Raw genomic sequence first — 17,144 nt, 5'->3', positions numbered from 1 at the left:
AAGCGCAAGCATCTGTCGCACGCATTTTTTAATTCTTAATTTTTAATTCTTAATTCAAATTTAGTGGCCCAGGAAGTGCTGGGGCGGGACGGTGACGACCAATTGCATGTCGGCTTCGACCACGCACTGGCAGGCCAGGCGCGAGTTGATGCGCGGATTCTCGGCGCGGTCAATGAAATCTTCTTCCTTGTCGCTGATTTCGGGCAGGTCGTCGCCGCCCGAATTGACGTAGATGTGGCAGGTGCTGCAGCCGCACACCCCGCCGCAGTTGTGCTGCAGCTGGATGCCGTTGTTGAGGGCCACGTCGAGCACCGATTCACCGGGGGCCGCCACGTGGGTCTGGGCCGGTTGGCCGTCGCTGAGCTGGAAGGTGATGGTGGTAGCGGCAGGAACGGACAAAACGAGAAGCAAAAAAGGCGAAAAGAACACGGCGTTTGCCGCCGCAAAGGTACTCGGCCCGGCCCCGGCATCAAAGCTGCGCCTGGATGCTGGCGGTGAGTTGGGCGTAGAGCGCCTGCCACGCCGGGTGCGTCGCCAGCGCCGCCTGGTGGGCCGCCAGGGTGGGCGCGTCGCGGCGGACGGCGGGCCCGGTCTGCACCGCGAAGGGCGGATTGGCCAGGGCTTTGTTCACGGTTTCGCGCACCAGCGGGGCCAGCAGGGCGGGCGGGAGGTCGGCCTCGGCCAGCAGAGCGTCGGCTATACCAAGCAGGTGATTGGTGAAATTGTTGGCAAATACAGCCGCCACGTGCAGCCGCAGCCGCTGGGCCGAGTCGAGCCGCCGCACGTGGCGGCTGAGGCTGGCGGCCAGGGCCAGCAAGGTGGTTTCGGCCCGCAGGTCGGCGGCCTCAATGCACAGCGGCACCGCCGGCCAGTCGATGGTCCGGCCCGGGCTGAACGTTTGCAGGGGGTAAAACACGCCGCCACGCACGTCCGGCCGGGCGGCGAACACGGCCAGCGGCAGGGCCCCGGCCAGGTGCGCCACCAGCGCCCCGGCGGGCCAGGCCACGCTGGCCAGCAGCGGGGCCACGGCGGCATCGAGCACGGCCAGCAGGTACACGTCGGCCGGGGGCAGGGGCGCGGCCAGGGTGCTCAGGGCCAGCGCGCCGGGCAGCTGGGCAGCCAGCGCGGCAGTGGCCGGGGCGGTGCGGCTCCACACAAAGGCCACGCGGTGGCCAGCGGCGGCCAGCGCCGGCCCCAACTGGCTGGCCACGCGGCCGGCGCCAAGCAAGCCAATGCGCAAAGAATTAGAATTTTGAAGCGGCATTGGGGTTGGGCGAAGGGGAAAGTTGCCCGGCCGGGGCGCAGTGAGTGGTGGTAAGTGGGCAGCAACTGGCTATGTTATGCCAAAAGTTTAGCAACTTGTAGCTCCAAATCTACTTCCTCGCCCGGCAGGTAAACTCCGGTTGGTTTAGGGCAGCTTCCTGATTTTTTGCACCCTCTTATCTTTTCTTCGTTCATGAAACAACACTACAACTGCACGGGACTGAACTCGCGCTTACGGCACTGGGCCTTGGCCGCAGTGCTGGCGACTGGTGCCGTGGGCACAGCGCACGCGCAATTGCTTGACTACCCGCTGAGCAACGCGCAAAACATATCCGGCACTTACACAGACCTCGGCACGACCGGTACCGCCATTGCAACGGCCAACAACGACGATGCAAACTCTGCCGAGCAGCTCATCGGGTTCAACTTTGCTTACAACGGCGCAGCGATGGACCGTTTTATTTTGAACACCAACGGCTTTTTGAAGCTGGGCTCAGCGGCGGGAATGACGGCGCCCACTGTGGGCCTGTACACGGCATTCGCGCAGTTCAACAACGGCGGAGCATTGTTGGGCACCGCGGCGAGCGACGTGAACCTGCTGGCACCCTTCAACTATGACTTGTTGGCTGGCACCGGCCCCGCGGAATACCGCGTGGCCACTACCGGCGCGGCGGGCAGCCAAGTGTGCACCATTCAGTGGAAGAACGTGGCGGATAAGTCCCAGGCTGCTGCGTCTGGCGGAGCCGCCGTGGCCACGCAGTACGCCAATATATCGTTTCAGGTGCGGCTATACGAAGCCAACGGCACCGTGGAATTTGTGTACGAAAACACCACGCCCGCGCCCGCGGCCAATAACAATTTCAAATACGCGCAAGTGGGTATAAAGGGCTCTGGTAATGCCGCTAATCAGATTCTGCGCGTCACTAAGGGCTCCACTAGCCCGTGGGGTGACGTGGCGGTTACGTTCGCTAGCGGTCCGGTGACGGCCGGCGCAACCGGCGCATTCAACTTTCGTCAGGCGGTGCCAGTAGACAACGGGCGTACGTACCGTTTCGTGCCGAGCTTGCCCAACGACGCCGGCGTTACCCAGGTGTACACCATCAACCAGCTCGCGGTGCCTGGCGCGACGCCCCAGGTTGTGCGGGCCGTCGTCAGCAACAGCGGCACCAATACGCTGACTAATGTGGTGGCCACGCTGAATGTAACAGGGGCTAATCCCTTCACCAATACGCAAACCGTTGCCTCGCTGGCCCCTGGGGCTACTGCCACGGTGACGTTCGCGGATTATCCGCTGGCCAATCAGGGTACGAATACCGTCACGGTATCCTTGCCTGGCGATGACAACAACACGAACAACTCGCTGGCCGAAATCCAGGTTGTCAACCCCACAACGTTCTCCTACATCTCGCCGGGTCTTGGAGCCGCCAGCGCCGTTGGGTTTCAGTCGGGCACGGAGATTGGGTTTGGCGCTAAGTTTTCATTGAGTGCTGCCCGTTCGATTACGGCCGTCCGCGCGTTCGTTTTCGACGCGCAAAACATTCCCCCTACTCAGAAAACAACGGTGGGCGAAACTTTGTACGGGGTGGTGGTGAACTCGACCACCGGCGCTATTCTGGGCCGCTCCCCTGACTTCGTGGTGACCACGGCCGATGCCAACACACTTCATACTTTCACCCTGACGGCGCCGGTGACGGTGCCAGCGGGCGATTTCATTGTGGGCATGGTGCAGGTATCGCCCGCCAGCAACGGCACGGCCAGCTTTTTCCCCATGGGTGTGCAAAACGAAACGCCAACCCGCCCGGGTACTTTCTACCAAATTGCGGCGGCGGGTGGCCCTCCCATTGATATTGCGGCCACAGCCGGCCGAACAAACAAATACATGCTGGAAGCCGTGACGGCAGCTCCGGCCAACAACGACGTGGCGGTGAATGAAATCCAGGGCTACGGCTCCATTGCCGTGCCGGTGGGCAACCCCTTCAGTTTGCGGGCCGTGGTGCGCAACGCCGGCGCCTCTGCCGTTAATACTCCTACGGTGGTGACGCTAAGCATTACCGGCGCCAACACTTTGACCCTGACCCAAACCGTGCCTTTGCTGGCCGTAAGCGGCACGGCTACAGTTAGCTTTTCCAATATCAGCTTGCCCAATGTTGGGGCCAATACGGTAACCGTAACGGTACCCGGCGACGACAACAACGGCAACAACTCGATAGCTCAGGCTATGGCCACCAGCGCCAACACGTTCTCCTTCATCGCCCCGGGTGTATCGCAAACCAGCAGCGTCGGCTTCCCATCTCTGGCGGCGGCCCGCACCGTGGCTTTCTGTGGCAAGTTCACGGTGAATGCCCCACGCGATGTGACGGCCGTGCGCGCCGTTATTGGCAACGATGCCAACCTGGTACCCAACGCCACCAACGGCCAACGCACCACCACCGTGTACGGAGTAGTGCTAAATGCAACCACGGGCGCCGTCCTCGGCCGGTCAGCTGATTACATAATAGCGGCGGCTGATTTAGGCCAACTGCACACCTTTAATATGTCGGTCAGCGTGCCAACGGGCGACTTTTTGGTTGGTATGGCTCAGGTAGTGCCAGCAGGTACCACCAACGTTACTGTATTCCCCATGGGATACCAAGCTGAAACCCCGGCTCGTACGGGTCTTTTCTTTAACGTTGGCGTTACGCCGGCGTTTGCTCCGTCAGATATTGCTGCCGCAGACCCTCTCCGCTACATGCTGGAAGCCGAAACCGCGGTGCCCGCCACCTGCCCTGTGCCAACGGGCCTGGCCGTTACGGGCAGTACGGCTACTTCGGCCTCGTTTTCGTTTACGGCCCCGGCCGGCGCCACGGGCTACCAGATTGTGTACGGCCCCCAGGGCTTCACGCCCAGTGGGACCAGCAGCACCACGGCTACTTTCACGGGCACGACCTACACGCTGACGGGCCTGACGGCCGGCACCACCTACGACTTCTACCTCCGGGCCATTTGCAGCGCCACGGACCAGAGCGCCCTGGCCGGGCCTGTGGGCGCCACCACGGTGTGCACGGCGCCCGTCATCAGCGCCTTTCCCTACGCGCAGAACTTCGACGTAGTGGCCACCGGCCAGACCCTGCCCTGCGGCATCACCGTGACCGACAGCAATGCCGACGGCTTTACCTGGCAGGCCCGGAGCACGGCGGCCCCTTTCAGCACGGCCAACGTGGCCCGCTCGGCCCCCAATGCCATGGCCTACGTCGTCAATGACGCCGACCGGACGGTGGGCGCCAACGACTGGTTCTACACGCCCGCCCTGACCCTGGCCGCCGGGCAGCGCTACCGCTTGTCGTTCTACTACCGCGTGGCCCCGGCTTCGACGGGGGGCAGCTTCGTTGAGCAGTTGGAAGTGAAGTACGGCGCCACGGCCACCCCGGCCGGGCAAACCACCACCATCTTCACTAACAACAACATCACTACCGCCACTTACGCCTTGCTGGACAATGCCAGCACGCCGGCGGTACTCGACATCGCGCCCGCCGCCGGTACCTACTACGTGGGCTTCCACGCCCTGAGCGGGGCCGACCAAGGCTTTCTGGCCGTGGACGACCTGACGATTTCCGCCGGCCCGCTGGCCACGTCGGAAGCGCTGCGCCGCGCCGTGAGCGTATTCCCTAACCCTTCTAATTCCGGGGTGTTCAACCTCGAAATCCGGGGCGCGAACGCCAAGCAGGCCCTGGCCGTGGAAGTGACCAACATGCTGGGCCAGCGCGTGTACGCCGGCACGGCCAAGGACAACCTGCGCACCGCGCTGGACCTGTCGGGCCTGGCTTCGGGCATCTACAACCTGAAGGTGCGCAACGGCGAGGAGTACACTATGCAGCAGATTGCCATCGTGAAGTAAGCCGCGGCTTACGTTTTCAGCAGAAAGGGCCGTCCGGTTGGGCGGCCCTTTTTGTTGAGCAGCCCGCTTTTGCGCGGGACCGCCGATGTACTTCCAAGTGCAGTGAAGACCTTATCGGACGCAGCGAAGAGTTAGAACCTATCCGAAAAATAGTTTTGCTGCGCTGAACAGGACGTTTAATTTGTTTTTCGGATAGGTTCTTCAAGCCTAAAAAAGCCATTCCAGCACCCGGAATGGCTTTTTCTTGATTAGATGGTCGGTGTGAACGGCCCTGCGCTACCCCACCGGCTGCGGGCGGACCGCCCGGCCCCGGGGCTCCGCCAGCGTTTCGGGCGCCACTTCCACCACGGCGCCTTTGCGGCTGCGCTGCCGCAGGCTCAGGCCGAAGCCCAGGGCCATGAGCAGCGTGCCGCTCCAGAGCAGGTTGATGAAGGGCTTCTCCATGGCCTTGAGGATGACGTAGTCCTTCTGGGTGGTGCTCACGCCGAAGGTGAACTTGCCCGCCACCGGGTCGATGTTGTTCAGGCTGATGCGCACGCCGAGGTCGTCCACTTCGTCGGGCACCCGGCCCACCAGGCGGTTGCGTACCACAAACACGGGGTGGGCGTGGTACTGGCGCTTTTCGCCGTGCACAATCACGTCGGCTTGCAGGGCGAGGTCGCCTTTCTGCAGGTTGAGGCCGGCGGTTTCGTGGGCCGGCTCAATGGCCCGGAATACGGCGAAGTAGTCATTTAGGTAAATGGTATCGCCCACCGCCAGCACGTGCTCCTTGGCCTCGCTCCAGGGCTTCTCCTTGCGCGGGTCCATCACCGAGCTGATGTGCGAGTATATGTCGTGGCCCCAGAATTTCTTGATGTCCGGCGAGGCTAGCAGGCCGCCCATCTCCTCGTTCACCTGCCCGCGGGGGTAGAGCGTGAACTCGTCGCCGGATTTCTGATTCCGGTAGTTGATGCGGTAGTAGGTGTTTTCGGGCAGGATGGCGACGGTGTCGCCGGTCTTGTAGTAGGTCTTGCCCTGGCTGATGATGGGGGCGCGGGCCAGGGCCTTGTACTCGTCGTCGGTGCGGAAGAGGTACTGCTTGTCGACGTAGCCGGGCACGCCGGGCACCTCGTAGAACTGGCCGGTGTAGGTCAGCTCGTAGTCCTGCATGCGGGTGGCTTCGTTGCGCCAGAGCAGCACGTTGTCGCGGTTCAGGTCCTCAGTAAACTCGCGCGAGTAGAGCAGGCCCGACACGTTGCGCGAGATGATGTTCGAGTAGCCCGACGAGGCCAGCACGCCCAGCAGCATCAGTGCAATGCCCAGGTGGGCCACCGCGCCGCCCGACAGCCGCACCCCGCGCCGCAGCAGCGTGAAGATGGTGCCGAAGTTGGCCAGCACCCCAAACAGCCCGGCCAGCACCAGCGCGATGTAGGCCGGCGTGATGGTGAGCTTATTGTAGCGCACCAGCAGCACCACCAGGGCCGTGCCCAGCAGGGCCAGCAGGGTGGGCGCGGTCAGGGCGTTGATGACGGAATTCTTGTCGTTGCGCTGCCACCACATAATCTGGGCCACGCCCGAAAGTAGGGCCACGCTCACGCCCATCCACAGCTGCAGCTTGGAGTAGTGAGCAATTTGGTCGGCGGGCAGGGCCACGTTGGTTTTAATGCCAATCAGGCCCATGAGGGCATTATACACCGGAATGCTGGTGGTGAACAGCACCTGGAACGCCCCCAGGCACAGCACCGTAGCGCCCACGAACACCCACAGCTCGGGGTTGTACATGGTCAGCTCCTTCTCGGAAATCGGAATTTCCTTCCAGCGCCACACCAGCAGGGCCACGGCCAGCACGGTGAATGCGCCCAGGTAAATGAGCAACTGGCCCGACAAGCCCAGGTCGGTAAAAGAGTGCACCGAGGCGTTGCCCAGCACGCCGCTGCGGGTGAGGAAGGTGGCGTACAGAATCAGAATGAAGGTGGCCACCACCAGCGCAAACGAAGTGCGCAGGCCCAGGCGGCGCTTCTGCCAGAGCACCATGCCGTGCAGCGAGGCCACCAGCACCAGCCACGGGATGTACACGGCGTTCTCGACCGGGTCCCAGTTCCAGTAGCCGCCGAAGTTCAGCGTTTCGTAGGCCCAATAGGCGCCCATCACCACGCCCACGCCCAGCACCCCGCCGCCGACGAGCGTCCAGGGCAGGGCCGGCTTCACCCAGGCCGTCAGCTCGCGTTTCCACAGGCCGGCGATGGCGAAGGCAAACGGCACCAGCGTAAGGGCAAAGCCCAGGAACAGCGTGGGTGGGTGAATCACCATCCAGTAGTTCTGCAGCAGGGCGTTGAGGCCGGTGCCGTCCTTGGGCACGAAGTCGGGGTTGAGCTTGAACACCGGCAGGTCGGTGAGGAAGTCGCGCAGCAGGATGAAGGGTGAAGAACCCACTTTCACGCCGCCCAGCACCACGCCCAGAATCATGCTCACCAAAAACAGCTGTACGCCGCTGAACACGGCCATCACCGGCGCTTCCCACTTGCGGTTGAAGCGCATGATGCACAGGCCCAGCACCACGTGCCAGAATATCCAAAGCAGAAAACTGCCCTCCTGGCCTTCCCAGAAGCAGGAAATCATGTACTCCACTGGCAGGTGGTTGGAGCTGTGGCTCCAGGCGTAGTAATACTCGTAGCGGTGGGCGTGGATAATGTTGAACAGACAGCCCACCACCGTGAGCACCGCCGCGCCGTGCACCAAAAACGCCCCGCGCGCAATGCGCAGCCAGCCGGCGTCGTTGTCGCCCAGGGGCCGGCCCGCCGTGGCCTGGTAGTAGCCATAAGCCGCCACCAGCGCCGCCGCAAACGCAACAATCACGCTCAGGTGGCCAATATTTCCAATCAGAAGATTCATATGCGAAGGGTATCGGGCAAATTTACGGCCGCGTCGCCGGGGCTGGTATGGCTAACAACAACTTATCGGTGAAAAAGTCGCCGCGCACGGGGTGACAAGTGATGGCGACGGCAATTTTTTCCAGGCCGGCGGCCTGCCACTTGCGCACCGGCAGCAGCCCCTGGCGGCGATTGGCGGGCTGGTGCACGAGCTGCCGGGCCAGTAGCACCCGCCCGCTGCCCGGGTCGGTAACCACCACCGACAGCCGCGCATTCGCGGGGTACTTGCGCAGCGGCAGGGTCAATTCATCGTCGCGGGCGAAGGCGGCTCCCGGCTGCGGCAGCGCGGGCTGGTCGAACGCGTACCACCACTGGCGCAGGCGCACCGGGGCCGGGCCGGCGTCGGGTTCGGCGGTGGTTAGCACCTGGTAGTCGTAGGTGCCGGGCCCGGGCAGGGTATCGGCCACGGCGTAGGCGGTTTCGGGCCGGCCGTAGGTGTCGCGGCGCACCGCCACCCGGCGCACTTCGGTGCTGCGGTACTGGTGCACCTCGCGGCGCAGCACCCGGAAGGCGGGCGCGGCGGCCAGCGAGTCCGGCAGGGTCCAGCGCAGCTCCACCACGCGGCCCACGGTGGGCAGCACCCGGGTGGGGCTGGGCGGGAAGTAGCTCACGGGCATTCCAACCGGCCGGCCGCTCACCTGCAGCGTGAACTGGCAAAAGTCCTTGAGGTAGCCGTCCACGTTCAGGAAGTAGGGCTGGCCGGCCCGCAACGAATCCAGGGTCACGAACACGTCGTCCTGGGTGCCGAGGGAGGTGCAGCTCAGCACGCGGTAGGTGGCGGGCTGGCAGGGCGGGCCCGTGAGCACCACCAGTTGCACTCCGCGCACGTCGCGACATTTTTGGCTGCCGATGTTGACGAAGTACCGGCCCGCGGCCCGGGGCGTGAACTCAAACCACTGGTCGTTGTGGTACTCGATGCACTTGCCGGTCAGGCGCTCGTCCACGCAGCGGCGCTGCACGGTGCAGCCAGTGGTGTTGGAGGTAGCCACTTCCTCCAGCGTAAGCCGGCGCCGGTTTTCAATGTCATCGTTGGGCACCTGGCCCAAGGCGGCGAGGGGAATAAAGGCGGGCAGCAAGCAAAGCAAAACGCGGCTCCCAAAGCAGAATAGTGCGCGGAAGCCGTCTGACGATACTAATTGCCCGGGAACCAACGCAACGCCTAGTTAACCGAAGCCGTGGCGCCGTCCAGGTCCTTCTTGACGTACTTGCTGGGGCACTTCAGCAGGATGTTGTCGGCCATGAACACCTGGCCGCGCATGTTGCCGGTAATCACCACCTGCTCGGAGGCGTCGAAGTCCTGGGGCTTGGGGTTGTTGTAAATCACGCGCTGCACCACGCGGTTGGTGTCAACCAGCGAAAAGGCGAAGTAATTGGGGTCCTTCATCGGGTCGTACTCCAGACCCAGGGGGCGTTTCTGCGCGTCGCGCAGCAGCTTACCCACCACGTGCACTTTAGTGGTGTTGCCCTCAGCGGCCCGGGCCCGGGCCTCACCGAAGCCCACGTACACGCTGGCATCGGCGGTGGTGCTGAGGATGATGGCGGCGGCCACCGCGATGATGGCAATGATGAACAGGTGCGACTTTTTCATGCGGCGAAAGTATTCGGTAAGCCCAGCGCCGCGCGCAATTCGGCGGGCGTCGGGTTCGGGTTGATAACAAGCCAGCCCGCGGTTGGGTGCCCGGCTATTTTTTTATTTCCTGCTCCAGCCGGCTCACTTTGCGGTCGAGCGAAACGAGGTAGAACAGCAGGCCGGCGACGATGACGACCACCGCTCCCACCACCACGTAGATTTTGCCGCTCTGGCGCAGGCCGTCGGCCATCTCGGGCGCGTCGGCCGCCTGGGCCAGGGCCGTGGTGGCCGTGAAAAGCACGAATTGTAGCAGTGCCAGCCCGCCGATAAGGCGCGCCAAAAGGTTATTTTTCATCGAGTTTCAATTGCAAAAGGGCGAGCCGGCTGCTCACCTGGGTCATCCAGAAGGCGAACAGAATCCAGCCGATGACGGCGGGGTAAAACACCAGCCGCATGGTGCTGTCGAGGTCGTACTGGCTGAAGCCGGGATTGCCGGTCTGGCCGGGGTGCAGGCTATTGCCCGCGATGCGGGGCAGGATGAACAGCAGGGGCACGGCTGCCGCGAAGGCGAAGATGTTGTAGATGGCCGACACCCGGGCCCGCTGCTGCTCGTCGCGGAAGGAGCCGCGCAGCACCAGGTAAGCGCCGTAAATGAGCAGGGCCACGGCGGCGGCGTTCAGGCGCGGGTCGGGCGTCCACCACGCGCCCCAGGTGTACTTGGCCCACAGGCTGCCGGTGGCCAGGCCCAACACGCCCAGCACGATGCCGCTCTTGGCCGCTTCGTGGCTTAGAATATCGAGCCGGGCCGAGGGCTGGCGCAGGTACTGCACGGAGCGCACCACCGACGCGCCCAGAATCACCATCATGGCAAACCACATGGGCACGTGGAAGTAGAGGTTGCGGATGCTCTCGTTCACGATGGCCAGCCGCGGCACCGGCAGCAGAAAGCCCGCCACCGCCGAATACAGCAGCAGCCCGATGGTCAGCATTTTCCACCACGCCAGGGCCCGGGGGCGGGGCGTCGTGGCCGTGCCACGCACCAGGTCCTCAGTAGGTAATTGAATGACTTCGCTCATGGAGATAATAAGTAAAATCGACGGATAATGTTAGCAAGTCCGGCCCATTCACCAAGGGCCGGCCCCAGGGCTCAGCCCCGCCACAGAAAAGGGAACAGCACGTACGACATGGCCCCCACCAGCAGGTTGAGCGCCAGCAGCGTGAGCAGCGACTGCTGGCTCACGCCGCGGTCGAGGCCGTCCAGCGCGTTTTTGCTCACCTTGATGAGCAGCAGCAGCATGGGCACCATCACCGGAAAGCCCAGCACGGCCATGAGGGTGGCCCCGTTGCCGCCGGCCTTGGCCGCGATGCCCGACACCAGCGTGAGCGTGGTGGCAAAGCCCACGGCCCCGAGCAGCAGGTTGGCCACGAACAGCGGCCCGTCCTGAATGGGGTTTCCCAGGAACACGGTGTAGAGGAACAGCCCCAGCAGCGCCACGGCCGCCAGCAGCAGAGCGTTGTAGAGCATCTTGGCCAGAATAATGGCCTGGGGCCGCACCAGCGTGTAGTAATAGAGGCGCTGCCCGGGGCTTTCCTGCATGAAGCCCTTGGCCACGGCGTTGACGGCCGCAAACAACAGAATGACCCACAGCAGGGCGTTCCAGGCCGGGGGCGGGGGCTGGCCGCCGCGCAGGCTAAAGCTCAGAAAACACACGAACACCGTGCTGCCCACGTAGAGCAGCAGCCCGCCCAGGGCCGCGCGCTGCCGCCACTCCAGGCGGAAGTCTTTGGCCAGCAGGGTGGAAATTTCGCGGAGCAGCGGCACGGGCAAGGTGGGTTTGAGCCGCAAAGATAACCCATCGTTAAAAGTCGTAGCCCAGCGAGAAGTAGAATTTGGGCGCCTTCGTCACGAAGTCTTCCTGCCCCCAGGCCACATCGGCTTTGCCGTAGAAACCGAGCAGCGTGGTGCGGGCCCCCACGCCGTAACCGACGAGGAAGGGGTTTTTAAAGTTGACCACGGTGGCCGAAAAGAACTGATTGAACGTCCTGTTGACGGTATTCGCGGAATTGTCGACCCCGAATGGGTTAGTGCCCGAGTAGGCCGTGCCGGCATCGGCGAAACCGGTGAGCTGCAGGTTGCGGAAGAAGCCCGAGTAGATGGGCTTGCGGGCGAAGTACTGCACAATGGGAATGCGTAGCTCGCTGTTGAACACCACGTACCGGGGGCCGCTGCGGGCGCTGTAGTCGAAGCCGCGCAGGTTGGTGACGAACTCCTGGTTGAACACCTGGTCGGGGGCCGTGTAGCCGGTCAGAAAACGGGGCTGCTCGTACCCGGCATTCAGCCAGTTGTCCATGCCGCCAATCCGAAACAGTTGCTGGCGGGGGCCAAAAAACTGCCCGTAGCTGGCGCGGTTGGCCCACACGATGGAGCGGCTGACTTTCTGGTAGTGGCGCAGGTCGACCACAAATTTGCCAAAATTCAGGTTTTTGTCGGCCAAGCTGTACTGGCTGTTCACGCTGGCTTTCAGGCGCGTGCCGCTCACCATGTTCACGCCGGTGGCGACGCTGTTATCGAACACCACTTCGCCGTTGTAGCCGATGTAGTTGTTGCTCTGGTCGTCGTTGGTGCTCAGCTCGCCCAGCCGGGTGCGGGAAATGGTGACGAAGCGGGGGCCGCCGCGTACGCTCAGGTTGTGGGTGAGGGGGTAAGCAATGGTGGGCGCAATTTCGTGGCGGCCGTAGCGGTAGCGGCCGTCTTCGAGGTCGAAGAAGTAGGCCTGCTTCTGGTAGGCAATGCTCCAGTCGTAGCGGCGCGTGAGGTTGGTGTAGGAAGCGCGGATGTTGCTGGTTCGCAAATCAAAAAGGCCAAACAGGCCAGCGTCGATGCGCTGGTTCTCCAGCACGTCGGTCAGGGCCGCCCGGAACTGCAGGCCCAGGCCCAGGAGCGGGTCCACGAATAGGGCCGTCGACACGTTGTCGGCCAGGAAGCGGGTGTCGTAGCGGAAGGGGCCGGTCAGGGCCGGCGCGTCGGCCTTGGCCTGGGCGGTGGCGGAAGCCGCCGTGGGAGTGGGGCGCCGGCGCTTGGCCGCCGTGGCCTGCGCGGGCTCGTCTTCCTCAAACTGGTAGTCGCTGGTGTTCACGGTTTCGCCGGCCTTGCGCGCGCGCCGCGCGGCTGGCGGCGTGGTGGCCGAGTCGGCGGGCGCTGCAGTGGTCGTGACGGGGGCCGGGGCCGGCGCCGGCTTGGGCGCGGCGGCGCGGGGCGGTGGCACCGACCGGTCTTCCAAAGTTTGCTGGCGGGCGGTTTTGGTGAGGGGCAGCGCGGCGGGCAGCGGGTACTCGGGGTAGACGTACAGGATGTCGCGGGCCTGCGTCGGGGCCACAAACACCAGCGCCGACGTCTGCGGGTTGTAATCGAAGTCCTGGGTGTTGGGCAGCCAATTGGTCAGCGGCGCGCGCTGCTTGGTTTTCAGCGAGTACCGGTACAGGGCCCGCACCCCGCTCTCCTCGCCCAGGTACAGAATTTCGTCGTCGGAGATGGCGCGGGGCCGGGTTTCGTTCGAGATGGTGCTCACCAGCGTTTCCACCGGCGTGGCCCGTCCGTCGAGGTGGTACTGGAACAGGTCGTAGTTGTTGACCACGTTCTGGAAGGTGGCGGGGCGGGCCTGGCCCAGCGAGTCGAGGTAGCGGTTGGAGCTGAACACCAGGGCCCGCCCGCCGGGCAGAAACACGGGCTGCACGTCGTCGAACAGGTCGTTGGTAAGTTGCTCGGCCTTGCGGCTGCCGGCGCGCAGCAGGTAAATATCGTTCTGGCCGTTGCGCACGGCGCTAAACACCAAGGCCTTGCCGTCGGGCGAGTAGCTCATGCTCAGCACCTGGTCGTAGGCTTCGAACAGCGAGGCGGGCCGCGAAAACTGAATGGCCTCGCGCACCCGGCGCACCAGACCGCGGCCGTCGGCGTCGCGCAGGCGCAAGGCCATGGCGCCGTGCTTCATCTCCGCCACGGCCACCTGGGCGTTGCCGCGCCAGGCCAGCACGGGCAGGCGGGTTTCTACTTGCTGGTCGGGCGTTTTGTGGCCGCCGCGGCTCAGGATGCGGCGGTGGGTGCCGTCGCGGCGCATCGTCATCACGCGGTAACGGCCCTGCTCGTTCTGGGCGTAGGCCAAAAACTGACCGTTGGGGCTCACCACGGGCTGCGAAAATACGTCGGCGTGGCGGTTGCGGCCGCCCTGCCGGAATTTCTTGTCCGGCTCCGCCAGCGTGGCCACGGGCTGCCCGTTGAGCTCGCGGTAGTACGCCAGCCAGTCTTTCAAAAACACCTTGTACGGCACGTTTAGCGACGAGCTGATGCCCACTTCCACGTCGCGGGTGATGCGCGTCAGGTTCAGAATGTTCTGGATGGTGGTGTAGCCGTAGCGTTCGGCCACGAAGTTCCAGATGCTCTGGCCGGCCAGGTTCGAGCTGCGCAGAAAGAACGGCGCCGTGCGGTTGCCGGTGGGGTACTGCTTGCTCATGTCGCGCATGAAGCCGTCCATCTCCACGCTCCAGCCCTCGGCCGCATAGGCCGCCGCGCCTCCGATGAACCAGTCGGGCAGCTGCAGTAGGTAGCTGCTTTGCAGCACTTCCTTCAGCGAGCCGCCGTACATCATGTCGTTGAGCAGCACCTCGGTAATCTGGGTGCTCAGCGTGCGCTTGAACTCGGTTTCCTGCCCTGTGAAGGCTATCTGGACCTTGCTCATGCGGGCCAGCGGGGTTTCGCCGCCATTTATCTGCTGCTGGGTGGCGGTGAGGCCGATGTTGCTCTGCCGCAAGTCGCCCACCGAATTATAAAAGAGCAGGGTGGTTTTGGAGTAGGGATAATAGCCAATGAGGGCCGTGATGCGCTGCAGCTCCTTCTCCGCGTACTCGGCCGCGCGGCGGGCGCTGGGCTCGCCGCCGTCGTAGTACATCACGTTGAAATTCTGGGTGCTGAGCTGCTGCCAGCGGAACTGCTTGTGCTGCACGCGCACCCGCCCGAATGGCTCCTGGGCCGTCTGGGCCCGGGCCGCGGGGGCGTTCAGCAGCGGTACCAGCAATGCCAAGGCCCCCAGGGCGCGCTTCGCGAATAGAGAAATGGTCATGGTAAAAGGAGCAACGAGCGAAGGCGGAATCTCGTCCGCCGATGCGTTGAAAATGATGGAACGCGCTGCGAAAATCCGTCCGAACCCCGGGAGATACGGGCGTGGTGGAATAAATGCTTTTGGCCGGGATTAGTTTCACCGCCCCGATTCAATTGCGTGCCGAGCCGGTGGCCCCACCGGACCCGCAACCAATAATACTCAAATTACGCCAGTTGGCCGCAACGCGTTGTAGCGCTGCAGGCTGACGTCCGGCCAGATTTCGGCCCGGCCTTCCAGGTTATCGGCCAGCAGCGTAGCCAGCCGGGGGGCCAGCATCACGCCTTTGGAGCCGTAGCCGCCGCAAAAGCTTAACACGGGCAGCGTCGGGTGCGGCCCCAGCAGGGGCTTGCGGTCGCGCACGGCCGGCCGCACGCCGGCCCGCTGCTCCACCACGGCAAAGGGCAGGTCGGTGAGCACTACCAGCCGGGCTGCCAGCTCCTCGCGCCCCACGGCGGTGGGGCCGTCGGCAAACGGGGGCCAGCGATACGTGGCCCCCACCCGAAACCTGCCCGCGCCCAGCGGCACCACGTAGGCCCCGCGGTTGAGGACCTGCGCCGCGCTCAGGCCAGCACAAGTCACGTCGAGCACCTCGCCCTGGTTGGGGGTGAGGGGCAGCCAGCCGAAGTACGGGTTGCGCACCGCCGCCGCCCCCTCGCAGCAGATGACGTGGCGCGCGCGCACCTGCCCGGCGTAGGTGACGGCGGCCGGGTCGAGCACGAGGCGGGTCCAGTCGAAGGCTTCATGCCGCAGCCAGCCGTCGCGGGTGCCGTCGGCGGCCAGGGCGGCCAGCAGCTCGCGCACGGCCACGTGCCCGCCGTGCCGCAGCCACGCCCCCCCGAACGGGCCGTTCACGCCCGCCAAACCAGGGTCGGCGGTGGCGAGGCCGGCCAGGAAGTCGCCCCACGGGCGGTCGGCGCTGCGGGCCAGCACGGCGTTCTGCTCTTCCAGCGAGGCAAATAGCTTGAGGATGGGCGTCTCGGTGAAGAACGGCTGCTGGTAGCGCTGCTCCAGCTCGCGGTAGAACGCGGCGGCAAAAGGCAGCAGGTCGGCCGCGCGCCACGTGAGGGCAAAGCGCTTGCCGGCCACCGGGTTCATGAGGCCGGCCGCCACGTTCGAGGCCGAGTTGGCCTGGCCGGGGTCGTAGACCAGCACTTGGTGCCCGCGCTGGCGCAGCACGTAGGCCAGGGTAGCGCCCGCAATGCCGTGGCCCACCACCAAAAAGTCACAGTCCGTCATCGCTGGCAAGGTAGAATAGGAAATGTTGAAATTTGAGGTTTGAATGTTGAGGGGCGAGGAAAGCCAGCCTGGGCACTTCGGGTTTTTTTAAATGAACTGACCCTTGAAAACTGGGTGGCTACCAGCCGAGAAGTGTTAGAGCCGTTCTCGGGTTCGTGTGCGTGGGGTGCGGGACGGACCCCCGTCCGTTGTTGCAGGGAAACCGCCGCCGCGGCGCGGATGACGGGCGGGGCCCGCCCCGCACCCCGCCCCGGTCTGTACCCTGACCTCGAAGCGGCTGTAAATTTCAACCTAAAACCCAGCCCTCAAAATTCAACATTTCTTTTGTGCCGTACTTTGCCGCCCTGCTCAGAGACCCTATTCCGTATGACTGTCGTCGGGTTCACCTTCAACGCCTTCTCCGAAAACACCTACCTGCTGGTTGACGACGCTACCCGGCAGTGCGCCGTCGTGGACCCCGGCTGCTACGCCGCGGCTGAGCAGCAGACGCTGCGGCAGTACATCGAAGCCAACGACTTGCGGGTGGCGCTGCTGCTCAATACCCACGCCCACATCGACCACGTGCTGGGCAACCAGTTCGTGCTGAACACCTGGCCCGGCACCCCGTTTCTGCTGCACCCCCTGGACCTGCCCACCCTGCGCGCCGCGCCCACCTACGCGGCCAACTACGGCTTCCCCGCCTACCAGCCCGCCGAGCCCACGGGCGCGCTGGCGGCCGGGCAGCCCGTCCGTTTCGGCGACACTGAGCTGGCGGTGCGCTTCGCGCCGGGCCACGCGCCGGGTCACGTCGTGTTTTACCACGCGCCCACGGCCACGGTCATCGGCGGCGATGTGCTGTTTCGGCGCAGCATCGGCCGCACCGATTTGCCGGGCGGCGACCACGCCACGCTCCTGCGCAGCATCGCCACCGAGTTGATGAGCCTGCCCGACGCCACCACCGTATACCCCGGGCACGGCCCCGCCACCACGGTGGGGGAGGAGCGGCGCGGCAACCCTTTTTTGAATTAAGAATTGAGCAGGGAGCAAACAGGACGTCATATTCAGAACGTCATGTCGAGCTTGCAGAACGTCATGTCGAGCTTGCCGAGACATCTCGCTCACTTCGTTGAACGATTGGTTCACTCCCCCGAGCGAGATGT

12 protein-coding genes are annotated in these 17,144 nt (G+C 64.4%); 2 read left to right on the top strand and 10 right to left on the bottom strand.

Features of this window, described 5'->3' with window-relative positions:
• Window positions 1–60 precede the first annotated feature (60 nt).
• Window positions 61–399 (bottom strand): 2Fe-2S iron-sulfur cluster-binding protein, encoded by a 339-nt coding sequence (locus RMO51_RS21425; RefSeq protein WP_310398029.1) that lies wholly within the window; start codon window positions 397–399, stop codon window positions 61–63.
• Between the two features lie 70 nt (window positions 400–469).
• Window positions 470–1,264: a DUF2520 domain-containing protein gene (locus RMO51_RS21420; protein ID WP_310398028.1), complete on the bottom strand. Its 795-nt coding sequence runs from the start codon at window positions 1,262–1,264 to the stop codon at window positions 470–472.
• A 192-nt stretch (window positions 1,265–1,456) separates the two neighbouring features.
• Between RMO51_RS21420 and RMO51_RS21415 the strand changes: the two genes are divergently transcribed.
• Complete coding sequence (locus RMO51_RS21415; protein WP_310398027.1) at window positions 1,457–5,137, top strand: T9SS-dependent choice-of-anchor J family protein; 3,681 nt, start codon at window positions 1,457–1,459, stop codon at window positions 5,135–5,137.
• 276 nt (window positions 5,138–5,413) lie between these two features.
• On the opposite strand, the gene ccsA (RMO51_RS21410) is transcribed toward RMO51_RS21415, so the two are convergent.
• The 8 genes from ccsA (RMO51_RS21410) to RMO51_RS21375 form a co-directional block, all read right to left on the bottom strand.
• Window positions 5,414–8,008, bottom strand: coding sequence for a cytochrome c biogenesis protein CcsA (gene ccsA, locus RMO51_RS21410; RefSeq protein ID WP_310398026.1), 2,595 nt, complete (start codon window positions 8,006–8,008; stop codon window positions 5,414–5,416).
• 22 nt (window positions 8,009–8,030) lie between these two features.
• Complete coding sequence (locus RMO51_RS21405) at window positions 8,031–9,122, bottom strand: hypothetical protein (RefSeq protein ID WP_310398025.1); 1,092 nt, start codon at window positions 9,120–9,122, stop codon at window positions 8,031–8,033.
• Between the two features lie 83 nt (window positions 9,123–9,205).
• On the bottom strand, window positions 9,206–9,634 hold the full coding sequence (locus RMO51_RS21400; RefSeq protein WP_310398024.1) for a cytochrome c maturation protein CcmE: 429 nt from the start codon (window positions 9,632–9,634) through the stop codon (window positions 9,206–9,208).
• Window positions 9,635–9,728: 94 nt separating this feature from the next.
• A complete protein-coding gene (locus RMO51_RS21395) occupies window positions 9,729–9,971 on the bottom strand; it encodes a CcmD family protein (RefSeq protein WP_310398023.1) in 243 nt (80 codons plus the stop codon).
• Window positions 9,961–10,692: a cytochrome c biogenesis protein CcsA gene (gene ccsA / locus RMO51_RS21390; protein ID WP_310398022.1), complete on the bottom strand. Its 732-nt coding sequence runs from the start codon at window positions 10,690–10,692 to the stop codon at window positions 9,961–9,963. Before ccsA (RMO51_RS21390) ends, RMO51_RS21395 begins: the two co-directional genes overlap by 11 nt.
• Window positions 10,693–10,763: 71 nt before the next feature.
• Complete coding sequence (locus tag RMO51_RS21385; protein ID WP_310398053.1) at window positions 10,764–11,432, bottom strand: heme exporter protein CcmB; 669 nt, start codon at window positions 11,430–11,432, stop codon at window positions 10,764–10,766.
• A gap of 43 nt (window positions 11,433–11,475) precedes the next feature.
• Window positions 11,476–14,730 (bottom strand): hypothetical protein, encoded by a 3,255-nt coding sequence (locus RMO51_RS21380; RefSeq protein ID WP_310398021.1) that lies wholly within the window; start codon window positions 14,728–14,730, stop codon window positions 11,476–11,478.
• 198 nt (window positions 14,731–14,928) lie between these two features.
• Window positions 14,929–16,005 carry an FAD-dependent oxidoreductase gene (locus RMO51_RS21375; RefSeq protein ID WP_310398020.1) on the bottom strand — a complete coding sequence of 359 codons (1,077 nt, stop codon included), beginning with the start codon at window positions 16,003–16,005 and terminating at the stop codon, window positions 14,929–14,931.
• A gap of 366 nt (window positions 16,006–16,371) precedes the next feature.
• On the opposite strand from RMO51_RS21375, the gene RMO51_RS21370 reads away from it, so the two are divergent.
• Window positions 16,372–17,013 carry an MBL fold metallo-hydrolase gene (locus RMO51_RS21370; protein ID WP_310398019.1) on the top strand — a complete coding sequence of 214 codons (642 nt, stop codon included), beginning with the start codon at window positions 16,372–16,374 and terminating at the stop codon, window positions 17,011–17,013.
• The last annotated feature ends 131 nt before the right edge of the window (window positions 17,014–17,144 follow it).

The organism is Hymenobacter sp., from assembly GCF_031398885.1.
Lineage (GTDB): Bacteria > Bacteroidota > Bacteroidia > Cytophagales > Hymenobacteraceae > Hymenobacter.
This window is presented reverse-complemented; position numbering and strand designations above follow the sequence as displayed.